Here is a 12,133-nt window from a genome sequence, read left to right on the forward strand (position 1 = left end):
CTTGCGGCTTTGCCTGCGGGCGGCTTCGGGCTACGCTCGCCGCGATGGCTGATGGAATCGAGGATCTGTTTATTCCTGCCGCAAAGGCACGCGTTGCACTGGCGGGCCTTGCGCTGTCGATGACGCTGGCGACCCTCGACCGCGGCTGGGCCCAGACCGCGCCGCCCGCGCTCGGCGTGCAGTCCCCCGCGCAGCAGCCGCAGCCAGCCCCGTCTCAGCCGCAGCAGATCGAATTGCCGCCTGCTCCGGTCGAGCGCGAGGACCCCGGGCTGATCAACGAAATCGGCAAGCTGTTCGAGAAGTCGAAGACCATGCTGCCGCCGCTGAAGAGCCCCGGCGAGACCATGAACGACCTCTCCAACATCGCGCGTCCCTCGACCGTCGTGACCGGGCGCGCGGCCTGCGTGGTGGCCTCGAACGGCGCGCCGGACTGCAAGATCGGCGCCGACCGGCTGTGCCGGAGCAAGGGATTCAGGGAAGGCAAGGGCATCGACACCGACTCCTCCGAGAAATGCTCGCCGCTGGTCTATTTGCCGGGTCACAAACGCGGCCCGAATGACTGCAAGACGGAAAATTTCGTGACACGGGCGGTCTGCCAATAGTGGCGGCGAAGCTTGCGTCTGGGATGCCAGACGCTTCCGGAAAGCACGGCGTCTGGATGAGGATTTGTCATCTTTTTTGCAGCGCCATAACGCAATACTTGACACTGGAAAGATTCTTGTTGGTATGACGGTCAGCATTCGTGATCAATCGATCGACCAACCGCTTTAAGGATCCGCCGCCAATGTCTATGCCTGCTCTGTTCAAGGGCCGCCTGTCTCTTCCCGTGATCGGGGCGCCGCTGTTCATTATCTCCGTGCCCGACCTCGTCATTGCCCAGTGCAAGGCCGGCGTGGTCGGTTCGTTTCCGGCGCTGAATGCGCGCCCGCCGGAACTGCTCGACGAATGGCTGTACCGGATCAAGGAAGAGCTCGCCGCGTATGACAAGGCGCATCCGGAGCGGCCGTCGGCGCCGTTCGCGGTGAACCAGATCGTGCACAAGTCGAACAACCGGCTCGATCACGACATGGCACTTTGCGAGAAGCACAAGGTGTCGATGATCATCTCCTCGCTCGGCGCGCGCGAAGAGCTCAACCAGGCCGTCCACGGCTGGGGCGGCATCGTCTTCCACGACGTGATCAACCAGAAGTTCGCGCACAAGGCGATCGAGAAGGGCGCCGATGGCCTGATCCTGGTTGCAGCAGGGGCCGGCGGCCATGCCGGTACGCTGTCGCCGTTCCCGTTCGTGTCCGAGACGCGGCAGTGGTTCGACGGGCCGATCGCGCTGTCGGGCACCATCGCCAACGGCCGCGCCATTCGCGCCGCGCGCATTATCGGCGCCGACTTCGCCTATGTCGGTTCCGCCTTCATCGCGACGAAGGAAGCGAACGCGGTCGAGGGCTACAAGAGCATGATCACCAATTCGTCCGCCGAAGACATCGTCTACTCCAACCTGTTCACCGGCGTGCACGGCAACTACCTGAAGCCGTCGATCGTCGCGGCCGGCATGGATCCGGAGAACCTGCCGACCTCCGATGCCTCGAAGATGAGCTTCGGCACCGACTCTTCGGGCGAGCGCGCCAAGCCGAAGGCCTGGAAGGAAATCTGGGGCTCCGGCCAGGGCGTCGGCAGCATCTCCAAGGTGGTGCCTGCGGCCGAGCTGATTGCTCGCTTCAGGAAAGAGTACGACGAAGCGGTCGATCCGGCGCTTGCCTAAAGCAGGGTGATCAAGATGGATCACCGCGCTTTGGCTTTCTGTTTGAGCATGATCTACGCGCAAACGCTTCGCGTTTTGTCGCGGGGAAAACCGCTCCACACTTTTCCGGATCATGCTCTGATGGAGCCGATCTTTCGCGTTGACGGCGACCGCGTCGTCACCAGTCCCGATGCCGCGGGTCCCTGGGATCCGCGGATGCAGCACGGCTCGGCGCCGGCCGCGCTGGTGGTGTGGGCTGCCGAAGCCATCCCCACGCCGGTGCCGATGCGGATCGCGCGCGTCACGATCGACCTGATGCGTCCGGTGCCGGTGGCGCCGTTGACGGTGCAGAGCGAGATCCTGCGCGACGGCCGCAAGATCCAGCTCTGCGGCGTCACGCTGCTCGCCGACGGCGTTCTAGTCGTTTCGGCCAGCGTGCTGAAGATCAAGCGGCAGGCGGCCGAGCTTCCGCCGGCCATCGCCGCGCTTCCGGTCGATCTGCCGGGCCCCGACGAAAGTATGGCTGAGCCGGGTAATCTCGCGAACAGTCCGTTCGTGAAATGCATCTCTATGCGAGCCGCGCGCGGTCGCTTCGGCGTGATGGGGCCCGGCGCGATCTGGTTCCGGGTCAACCAGCCGCTGATCGCGGGCGCCGCCGTCTCGCAGGCGATGCGGGCGGTGGTCGCCTCCGATTTCTCCAACGGCACCTCGCCGGCGCTCGATTTCAACCAGTGGACCTTCATCAACGCCGATCTCACCGTGAGCCTGGCGCGCGAGCCGGTCGGCGATTGGATACTTCTTGACGGCGAATCCTGGATCGGGCCTGACGGCGCCGGACTTGCGATGTCGCGGCTCGCCGACCAGCGCGGCTATTTCGGCCGGGCAGTCCAGAGCCTGGTGATCGAGCGCCGTTAGGACGGGGCGTTCACCTGCCGTGGGGGTAAGGGCAGCCCCAAGTGGCTGCCCTTACGGCAAAATAACTTCGGCTCGTGGGAACGGTTGGCGGCACGAGCGAGTTTCGCTTCCGTTAGGGGGCCTCATGATGCGTATCGATCCTGTCGCCGGCATCGTGGCCTTGGCCATCCGGCGGCTTCGTGCGGTCGCGGCGGTTGGTGTCGACGCCCGGCCGCCGCAGGGACAGACGTGATGAAGCCCGGCCCGTCCTCGGAACGCGCGGTCATCCTTGCCGCGAGCGAGCGGGACGCCGTCAAGACTGCCCATCTGATCAAGGAAGCCGGCTACTACGCCAATATCTGCGGCGGCCTCGCCGAACTCGGGCGCCAGGTCGCAAGCGGGGCGGGCCTTGCCATCATCGCGGATGAGGTGATCAAGACCGCCGATCTTGCCGGCCTGACGCGCTGGCTGAACGAGCAGCCGTCATGGTCGGATTTCCCCATCGTGCTGATGAGCGAGAAGGGCGAGCCCGAGCGCAATCCCGAAGCGGCGCGGCTCGGCCGCGCGCTGGGCAATGTCACCTTCATCGAGCGCCCGTTCCATCCGGCCACGCTGGTGAGTCTGGTCGCCGCGGCGGTGCGCGGCCGCCGCCGCCAATACCAGACCCGTCAGATCCTCGAGGATCTGACCGAGAGCGAAGACCTGTTGCAGACCGCGCTCAATGCGGGCCATCTCGGCGCCCTGGAACTCCATTTGCCCGATTTCGAGCTCGAGGCGTCCCCGAGCTGCAAGACATTCTTCGGGCGCAGGCCTGGCGATCCCTTCACCTATCAGGATCTGCTGGATGCGGTGCATCCCGACGACCGCACCCGCCGGAGCGAAATCGTCGAGCAGACGCTGCGCACCGGCGCGGACTATCGGATCGAATATCGCAACATCTGGCCCGACGGCAGCCAGCACTGGGTCGATGTGCGCGCCCGCGCGGTGCGCCGGCCCGACGGCAGCATCCGGTCGCTGGTCGGGGTTTGCTCCGACATCACCGCGCGCAAGACCGCGGAGATCGAGCGTGAGACGCTGCTGGCGCAGCTCGCCGTCGAGCGCACGGCGCTTGCCGAACTCACCGCGACGCTGGAGCAGCGGGTCGAGCAGCGCACGGCCGACCTGATGAAGGAGGTCGCCGCGCGGGAGAGGGCCCAGGAACAGCTTCGCCATGCGCAGAAGATGGAGGCGATCGGCCAGCTCACCGGCGGCGTCGCACACGACTTCAACAATCTGCTGATGGCGGTGATGGGCAATCTCGATCTGCTGCGCAAGCGGATGCCGGAGGACCCGCGCCTGCGTCGCCTGGTCGACGGCGCGCTGCAGGGCGCCGAGCGCGGCGCCTCGCTGACACAGCGGCTGCTGGCATTCGCGCGACAGCAGGATCTGCGCGCGGTGCCGGTCGATCTCGGCGCGCTGGTGCGCGACATGAGCGAGCTGCTCGAGCGCTCGCTCGGACCGCGCATCGTGCTGCGGCTCGACATTCCCGAGGGGCTGCCGCCGGCCTGCGTCGATACCAACCAGCTCGAGCTTGCGGTGCTCAACCTCGCGATCAATGCGCGCGATGCGATGCCGGATGGCGGCGTGATCGAGATCCGTCTCGCGGCCTCGCAGCCGAAGAGCGATCCGGCGCTGCAGCCGGGCAACTACCTGAAACTGTCGGTGATCGACAGCGGCAGCGGCATGTCGCCGGACGTGTTGAAGCGGGCAATCGAGCCATTCTTCTCGTCGAAGCCGGTGGGCAAGGGCACCGGGCTCGGCCTGTCGATGGTGCATGGGCTCGCAGTGCAGCTCGGTGGCGCGCTGCAGCTATCGAGCGCGGTCGGTAAGGGCACCACGGCCGCGCTGGTGCTGCCGGTTGCGACCGCCGCGCCCGCGGTCGAGAGCCCGGTACCTGCGGCGCAGAAGGTCAGGCGCTCGGCGGTGATCCTGCTGGTCGATGACGATCCGCTGATCGCGATGTCGACCATGGAGATGCTGGAGGACCTCGGTCATCGCGTGATCGGCGTCAATTCCGGACAGCAGGCGCTCGATATCCTCAGGAGCGACCAGGAGATCGACCTGATGATGACCGATCACGTGATGCCCGGCATGACCGGCATCGAGCTCGCCGCGGCGTCGCGCGAGGTGCGGCCGCAACTCCTTGTCCTGCTCGCCACCGGCTATGCCGAATTGCCCGACGGCATCCAGGTCGACCTGCCGCGGCTGGCCAAGCCCTATCACCAGGATCAGCTGCGCGAGCGGCTGGATCAGCTGCTGGGGCAGGGCGCAGCGAGCGAACGGCACGCTGTCGGTGCCGGTGCCCGTCCTTTTTAACGGTCATCCTGAGGAGCCGCGAAGCGGCGTCTCGAAGGGCGACGGCACGGCTGCCGCCGCGATGGGCCGAGACGCACGCTGACACGCTGAAATGTCGGGGCCGTGCATCCTTCGAGACGGCCGCTGTGACGCCTCCTCCAGCGACTAAGGTGAAGCCTTCGCGCGGGGTGACGTGCAGTTGCACTCACCCCACCATGCGGTCGCGGCCGGTCCAGAAGCGGGCCTTCAGCACCTTCTTGTCGACCTTGCCGACGCCGGTCATCGGCAGCTCCTTGACGAACTGGATCTGCTTCGGCGCATGCGCCGGGCCCTTCTTCGCCTTCACCAGGCCGATCAGCTCGTCGGCGTCGGGCGTCGCGCCCTCGCGCGCCACCACGACGGCGGTGACGGCCTCGCCCCATTTGTCGTCGGGCACCCCGACCACGGCGACCATCGCGACGTCGGCATGCTGCGACAGCACGTCCTCGACCTCGCGCGGGAAGATGTTGAAGCCGCCGGAGACGATCATGTCCTTCTTGCGGTCGAGGATGAACATATAGCCGCGCTCGTCGATGCGGGCGATGTCGCCGGTGTGCAGCCAGCCGCTCTTCAACGTCTCGGCCGTGATGTCCGGCCGCTTCCAGTATTCGGCCATCACGTGCGTGGCGCGGACGCAGATCTCGCCCGGCTCGCTGGTCGCGACCTCCTGGTCGTCCTGATCGAGAATCTTCACCTGGCAGGCGGTGATCGGGAAGCCGCAGGACAGGAACAGCTCCGGCGTCTTCGGATCATGGTCCGCCTTGCGCAGCACCGAGACCGGGTAGCATTCGGTCTGGCCGTAGAGTTGCGAGAACACCGGGCCGATCCGCTCGATGCCCTCCACCAGCCGGCTCGGCGACATCGCGGATGCGCCGTAGAGCAAGAGCTCGAGCGAGGAGAGGTCGGTCCTTGGAAGCGCTGGATGATCCAGCATCACGTAGATCATGGTCGGCACGAACAGCGTGAAGTTGATCCTCTCGCGCTCGATGGTCTTGAACACGGCCTCGGGATCGAACCCCTTCAGCATGTGCACGGTGCCGCCGCGCATCAACGTCGGCAGCACCTTGGTGCCTGCAACATGGCTGATCGGTGCCACCGTCAGGTAGCGCGGCGTCTCCGGAATCTCGAAGTCGGCTAGGATGGCGGCGGCGAAGCCGCCATATTCGCGGTGGTAGCGCAGCGCGCCCTTGGATTTGCCTGTCGTGCCGCCGGTGTAGTTCAGGGTCGAGATGTCGTCCTCGCGGGCGAAGTTCTTCGGGCTCGCGCTGCCGGCATCCTCGACCACCTGCAACAGGTCGGTGCCGTAGCTTGCCGGACCGAGCGTGAACACGGTCTTCAGGCTCGCGGCTTTCGCCGCGAGCTCGCCGCCGCGATCGCAAAACGTGATGCCGTCGACGATAAGCATTGCGGCGTCGGAGTCCTCGATCTGGAACAACTGATCGTCGAGCGAGCCGAGCGGATGCAGCCAGGTGATCGCGAGCCGCGACAATTGCGCGGCGACGCCGGCGCACCAGCTGTCGGCGCGGTTGGCGGTGAGTAGCGCGACGCGGGTGCCCGGCGCGAAGCCCAGCCGCATGAACACGCTCTGCATCCGTCCGATCAGGTCGGTCGCGCCCTGATAGCTGAGCGAGCCGCCCGGCCATGCGAAGGCGGTGCGCGACGGATAGCGTGCCAGCGCCCGCAAGGTCTGCTCGCACACCGCCGGAAATGCATAGAGCGGATTGCTCATCCTGTTGTCTCCTCCCGCTTTGTCTTTGGCCTCTTGCGTGCCAATGTTGGCGGCAACGCTAACACAATGATGAAGGGAAGAAACAACTTGTCGGCTGATCCTCTCGCGCGTTTTCGCGATCGCCTCCGGCTGCCGCTGATCGCGGCACCGATGTTTCTGGTGTCCGGCGTCGAGCTGGTGGTAGCCGCCTGCCGCAACGGTGTGATCGGCTCGTTTCCGACGGTGAACTGCCGCGAGACGGAGCAGCTCGATGCCTGGCTCGACGAGATCGAGCGCCGCCTGCAAGTGCATGCCGATGCGAGCGGCAGCACGGCGGCGCCGATCTGCCCGAACCTGATCGTGCACCGCTCCAATGCGCGGCTGGCGCAGGATCTCGCCGTGCTGCTGCGGCACAAGCCCGAGCTCGTGATCACCTCGGTCGGCTCACCCGCGCCGGTGCTCGCGCCCTTGCACGACGCCGGCGCGCTGGTGTTCGCCGACGTCGCCTCGATCCGCCATGCCGAGCGCGCGGTCGCGGCCGGCGCCGACGGGCTCGTGCTGCTTACCGCGGGCGCCGGCGGGCAGACCGGCTGGCTCAATCCGTTCGTCTTCGTCCGCGCGGTGCGCGGCTTCTTTGATGGCCCGATCGTGCTCGCCGGCGGCATCAGCGATGGTCACGCGCTACGCGCCGCACAGGCGCTCGGCTGCGATCTCGCCTATATGGGCACCAAGTTCATCGCCACGCGCGAGAGCATGGCGGACGCGAGGTACAAGCAGATGCTGGTCGACTCTGGCGCCGACGACATCCTGCTCACGACGGCGTTCACGGGCCTGCAGACCAACATGCTGCGGCCCTCGATCGAGGCCGCCGGTCTCGATCCCGACGACTTGCCGGCACGCGGCGCGATCGACATCGGCAAGGACATCGACATCGGCGCCCGCGAAAGCCGGCCGAAGCGCTGGCGCGACATCTGGAGCGGCGGTCATTCCACCTCAGGGGTGACCGGGGTGCTCGCGGTCGATGATCTCGTGGCCCGGACGATCGCGGAGTACGACGCGGCGAGCGCGCGAGTACGGCTCGCCTGATACCGCTCAAAGCCCGCCTGTTCGCTTAACGCGGCATTAACCATGCCAGTCCCAACTATGCGTCACGGGATGGTCCGCCGCCACGGCTGGCCGCCCGGCAGTTGTGGGAATGCGACATGGCTTTTGAGGCGCTCTTTGCCAAGACCCCGGCATCGCTCAACGAACTCCGGACCCGGGTCTTCTACGCCCTGCAGCGGCATCCGCTGTGCCGTCAGGTCGAATTCGACATCGTCAGCACGCCGCGCACCCGCCGCGCCAACTGGACGGTCAGCATGCACGCGGTCCAGCCTGGCGCACTCTGGACGGCGCACGAGATCGTCGCGGACATCCAGGAAGCCTATGAGCTTGACGCCGCGGCCTGATTTTCGGGCCGTTTCGGGACGATTTCACCTATTTGGCGCCGTCATGGCACGCTAACGCCGCATTTGGAGCGCAGTTTGCGGCGACACCGGCAGGCAATGGAGTTGTTTTTGACCAGAGCCATCACCCTCGCCGCGCTGACCTGCTTCCTCCTCGCCGGCGCTGCGATAACAGCCATTTTGGGCCGTGACAGCCTTCCGGCGGCGCAGGCTGACATTGGCCCGGTTGCCAACCGCGCCAGCAAACAGGACAAGCTCGCGGTCACGGTGCTCGCGGCTGCCGCCTTTGAGGCGCCCAAGCCGGCCGAACCTCCCGCCAGTCCGTCGCCGCTCCTGCTGCGGGCGCAAGCCGCGATTCCGGGCGCGGCCGATACGGCGCGCCAAGCCTACGCCTCAGCCGAGCCCGCCGATATCGGACTGCCGAAGGTCACCGATCCGGTCTATGCCGGCCAGCCGAAGACCGCCGAGCCCGTGCTCGCGCCGTCGGCCCCGACGGCTCCCATATCGCCGAAGCCCAAGGCTGCCGCCAAGCCGGCGCCGCAAAAGAACTATGCGCTGCTCAGCGACGCGCAGATCGCCGGCATCAAGGACCGGCTCAAACTGTCGTCGTCGCAGGAGTATTACTGGCCGCCGGTCGAGACCGCGCTGCGGGCCGTCGCCCGCAAGCTCCACGCCAGGCGCCAGGGCGATCCCGCCGCGGGCAGCGTGCCGATCGATCCGGATTCCGAGGAAGTCCAGCAGCTGAAGTCGGCGGCGATGCCGCTGCTGTTCCAGCTCCGCGAGGATCAGAAGAACGAGGTCCGTTCGCTGGCGCGCCTGATTGGCCTCGAACGGGTCGCCTCGATGATCTGAGCGCAGGTTCGGCTGAACCGAACCTGCGCCCTTCAAGCATCCGCCTCAGCCGAGCCGCATCGACAGCTCGACGTCGTTGCCGAACGGCGTCGACATGTAGCCATTCGCCGGCGAGCGCACGCGCGCCAGATAGTCAGGGCTGTAATCGGCGTTGTCGGCGACGACGAAGGCGCCCGGCTTCAGGCGGCTTTCCACGAGGTCGAGGATCTCGGGATAGAGCGCCTTGGCGCCGTCGAGCAGCACGAGGTCGATCGTATCGGGCAGATCGGCGCGCAGTGTCTTGAGCGCATCGCCCTCGCGGATCTCGACGAGGTCGTCGAGCCCGCCGGCGACGAGATTGTCCCGGGCACGCGTCACCTTCGACGATTCGAATTCGCTGGTGATCAGGCGCCCGCCGCCATTGTCGCGCAGCGCAGCGGCGAGATGCAGCGTCGAGATGCCGAACGAGGTTCCGAACTCGACGATGCTCCGCGCCCGCGCGCCGCGCGCCAGCATGTAGAGCAGCGCGCCGGTCTCGCGCGAGACGGCGAGGGGCACATTGTTCAGGCGGTTGTAGAGCGCGCGGTAGTCGGTCTTGCTCCGCATCAGGCGCGCCTGTTCCTCGTCGGAAAGGTCGGCCACCGCGCGCCGGGTTTCCTCCACCGCGGCGGAAGCTTGCTCGAACAGGCGATCGAGCAGGCCCGCGAGCTTGGGTGAGGTGAGGGTGGTCATGTGGGTCTCCGGTCCAAAAGCGGCGCGTCCTTGCGCCTCGCCAGAAATACGAATAATTATTCGCATTCGCTAATCGCATTCCCCAAGGCATTCATGGCCGAACGGCGAACCTCTTCAATTTCCTCGCGAAAACAACCGCAACAGGCCCGCTCGACCGGGCTCGTCGCGGCGATTCTCGATGCTGCTGTTCAGGTTTTGACCAAGGAGGGGGCGCAGCGTTTCACCACGGCGCGGGTGGCCGAGAGGGCCGGCGTCAGCGTCGGCTCGCTGTACCAGTACTTTCCGAACAAGGCGTCGATCCTGTTCCGGCTGCAGAGCGACGAGTGGCGGCAGACCACGGGCATGCTGCGCGACATTCTCGAAGACGCTGCGCGGCCGCCGCCGGACCGGCTGCGTTCGCTGGTGCACGCCTTCATCCGCTCCGAATGCGAGGAGGCCGCGGTGCGCGTCGCACTCAACGACGCCGCGCCGCTCTATCGCGACGCGCCGGAGGCGCGCGAAGTGCGAGCCTCCGGCGAACGCATCGTCGAGGCCTTCATGCGCGAGGCATTGCCGAAGACTTCAGGCGCCGTGCGCGCGATGGCCGGCGATCTGATCACGACGACGCTCAGCACGGTCGGCAAGGATTTTTCCGAGAGCCCGCGAACGCGCGCCGAGATCGAGAGCTATGCCGATGCCATGGCCGACATGTTCTGCGCGTATCTCGGGAGTCTCGGAAACCGCTGAAGTTTACAGATAGTGTCTGGCGACCAACAGAAACCCGAGCACGCCGCCGGTGACAGCGAAAACAGTCATGCCATTGCAAAAACTGACGTAAGCGGCCGACCAACAAGAAACAGTCTTGGAAACAGCCGCAACTTTTTTCGGTTTCCGAGGCAACCCAGTGCATTCCTGAAAAAGGCGCCGCCACCTGGTCAACGCAGGTGACGGCGCCCGTCTGAGGGCTTCAGGGCGAAACCCTGCCGCAGCGTAAGCCGCGACTATGAACGGTTCGTATATCGCTCGGCGTCGCAAGCTCGCATGTCAGCTGGAGTGTCGAGGTTCCCTAAAACGAAGCGTAGGCATTGCGGAACGCGATGGCGCCAGCCAGCGAGCGCGGCCGCGTGCGCACGGCATGTCCATCGTTGCCGCTCTGTACGATCCACTGGCCGTTCTGCTGACCGACGATCTTGCCGACGTGGTGACGCCAAACCACGATCGTGCCGACCGAAGGCCCGCCTGCATTGCTGCCGTATCGCGCCCAGGAGCGCGCCAGATTGAATTGCGGGCCCGGATCGCCGCCGACCTGCGTGCGCATGAACCACCCGCACCACGCAGCCGGGCGACCGGAATGTGCATAGTGCCGATGATGATGGTGACGGCCGCGAGCTTCGGCGGCAGATGAAGCGAAGGCCAAAAGCACGGTGACGGCAGCCAGAGTTTTACGCATTACAAAGTCCTCTTGTTGTTGGCAGGCCATCCTGGTTGTGGGAGGGGCGCAGCGATGATCTGCGATTTGGTTGCGAAGCGACCGCATCGGCCGGACGACGCAAAACAGAGGCGGGGACATGGCCCGCCCGGGCCTTTAAGAAACGGGCTATGGCTAAAATATGACGGGTAAATTCCGTCTGGTGGCTGAGAAATTGCCGAAGGCGTCAGACATGGTCTGCGCCGATTTCAAGCAGCACGCGCAGCGCTAATTCCGTCCGCGCGATCCGCGTCGCACGCGACGATGCGTGACCGCATTGTTTCCAATCCCAGTTTCCAATCCCATGCTGATTTCGCGGAGCAGCCCGTCTGGCGTTGCACGCTGACGCGTCCGTGTATTGACGGGTCGCAGGATCGGGGACGACATTCGCATCAACAAACAACGAGCTCGTAGGCATCTGGTCGCGTTCCCGGAGAGGACACCATGTCGAAGCGAAGCAGCTCGCACCGCGATGGCGCGCCCGATTCCAGCCGCCGCAATTTCCTGAAAGGTGCAACGATCGCAGGTGCCGCGGCGCTGGGCACGCCGGCCGCGGCCAACACCGCGATGTCGGCGTTTCCGGAACAGCGTCCCAAGGCGGTGCTGCCCGGACCGAGGCTCGCGGCCGCCGATGCGATGCCGCCGCCGGCCGATCCGGTCAACCAAACCTCGAGCGGCGGCGACTTCATGGTCGACGTGCTGAAGACGCTGGACATCGATTACCTCGCGATGAACTGCGCCTCGAGCTTCCGCGGGTTGCACGGGGCCGTCGTCAATCATGGCGGCAACAAGAAGCCCGAGATCATCACCTGTCCACATGAAGAGATCGCGGTGCATATACAATTGAAATTGCTCGCGATTTTCCTGCCCTAATGGTTCGATGGCCGTCGGCGCCGACTTCGGCCTCACGCCGTCGTAGGAAATTTTAGCGCGCCTCACGACAGCGTGCGCCTTTCGCTCCGGGAGCG

At 65.9% G+C, this 12,133-nt stretch carries 12 protein-coding genes; 9 read left to right on the plus strand and 3 right to left on the minus strand.

The window, feature by feature from the left end; translation table 11 throughout:
* Positions 1-44 precede the first annotated feature (44 nt).
* The 4 genes from ABIB78_RS12330 to ABIB78_RS12345 all read left to right on the plus strand — a co-directional run bounded on the left by ABIB78_RS12330 (position 45) and on the right by ABIB78_RS12345 (position 4,984).
* Positions 45-602 (plus strand): hypothetical protein, encoded by a 558-nt coding sequence (locus ABIB78_RS12330; protein ID WP_429024598.1) that lies wholly within the window; start codon positions 45-47, stop codon positions 600-602.
* A gap of 182 nt (positions 603-784) precedes the next feature.
* Positions 785-1,756, plus strand: coding sequence for an NAD(P)H-dependent flavin oxidoreductase (locus ABIB78_RS12335; RefSeq protein WP_429024600.1), 972 nt, complete (start codon positions 785-787; stop codon positions 1,754-1,756).
* A gap of 120 nt (positions 1,757-1,876) precedes the next feature.
* Complete coding sequence (locus ABIB78_RS12340; protein WP_429024602.1) at positions 1,877-2,650, plus strand: thioesterase family protein; 774 nt, start codon at positions 1,877-1,879, stop codon at positions 2,648-2,650.
* Between the two features lie 231 nt (positions 2,651-2,881).
* The gene (locus ABIB78_RS12345) at positions 2,882-4,984 is read left to right on the plus strand and encodes an ATP-binding protein (protein ID WP_429024604.1); all 2,103 of its coding nucleotides are present in this window, start codon (positions 2,882-2,884) and stop codon (positions 4,982-4,984) included.
* A gap of 184 nt (positions 4,985-5,168) precedes the next feature.
* Here ABIB78_RS12345 and ABIB78_RS12350 read toward each other — a convergent pair whose 3' ends face one another.
* Positions 5,169-6,731: an AMP-binding protein gene (locus ABIB78_RS12350; protein ID WP_429024606.1), complete on the minus strand. Its 1,563-nt coding sequence runs from the start codon at positions 6,729-6,731 to the stop codon at positions 5,169-5,171.
* 66 nt (positions 6,732-6,797) lie between these two features.
* Here ABIB78_RS12350 and ABIB78_RS12355 point away from each other — a divergent pair, with 66 nt between their 5' ends.
* The 3 genes from ABIB78_RS12355 to ABIB78_RS12365 all read left to right on the plus strand — a co-directional run bounded on the left by ABIB78_RS12355 (position 6,798) and on the right by ABIB78_RS12365 (position 9,007).
* Complete coding sequence (locus ABIB78_RS12355) at positions 6,798-7,796, plus strand: NAD(P)H-dependent flavin oxidoreductase (RefSeq protein ID WP_429024607.1); 999 nt, start codon at positions 6,798-6,800, stop codon at positions 7,794-7,796.
* 116 nt (positions 7,797-7,912) lie between these two features.
* Entirely contained in the window at positions 7,913-8,158 is a 246-nt protein-coding gene (locus ABIB78_RS12360) for a hypothetical protein (protein WP_429024609.1), read from the plus strand.
* Between the two features lie 108 nt (positions 8,159-8,266).
* Positions 8,267-9,007, plus strand: coding sequence for a hypothetical protein (locus ABIB78_RS12365; protein ID WP_429024611.1), 741 nt, complete (start codon positions 8,267-8,269; stop codon positions 9,005-9,007).
* A 45-nt stretch (positions 9,008-9,052) separates the two neighbouring features.
* On the opposite strand, the gene ABIB78_RS12370 is transcribed toward ABIB78_RS12365, so the two are convergent.
* Complete coding sequence (locus tag ABIB78_RS12370) at positions 9,053-9,718, minus strand: O-methyltransferase (protein WP_429024613.1); 666 nt, start codon at positions 9,716-9,718, stop codon at positions 9,053-9,055.
* Between the two features lie 93 nt (positions 9,719-9,811).
* On the opposite strand from ABIB78_RS12370, the gene ABIB78_RS12375 reads away from it, so the two are divergent.
* On the plus strand, positions 9,812-10,444 hold the full coding sequence (locus ABIB78_RS12375; protein ID WP_429024614.1) for a TetR family transcriptional regulator: 633 nt from the start codon (positions 9,812-9,814) through the stop codon (positions 10,442-10,444).
* A gap of 319 nt (positions 10,445-10,763) precedes the next feature.
* On the opposite strand, the gene ABIB78_RS12380 is transcribed toward ABIB78_RS12375, so the two are convergent.
* Positions 10,764-11,015 (minus strand): hypothetical protein, encoded by a 252-nt coding sequence (locus ABIB78_RS12380; protein ID WP_429024616.1) that lies wholly within the window; start codon positions 11,013-11,015, stop codon positions 10,764-10,766.
* A gap of 594 nt (positions 11,016-11,609) precedes the next feature.
* On the opposite strand from ABIB78_RS12380, the gene ABIB78_RS12385 reads away from it, so the two are divergent.
* A complete protein-coding gene (locus tag ABIB78_RS12385; RefSeq protein WP_429024618.1) occupies positions 11,610-12,038 on the plus strand; it encodes a twin-arginine translocation signal domain-containing protein in 429 nt (142 codons plus the stop codon).
* Positions 12,039-12,133: the final 95 nt, after the last annotated feature.

Source organism: Bradyrhizobium sp. I1.14.4, assembly GCF_050435825.1.
GTDB lineage: Bacteria > Pseudomonadota > Alphaproteobacteria > Rhizobiales > Xanthobacteraceae > Bradyrhizobium.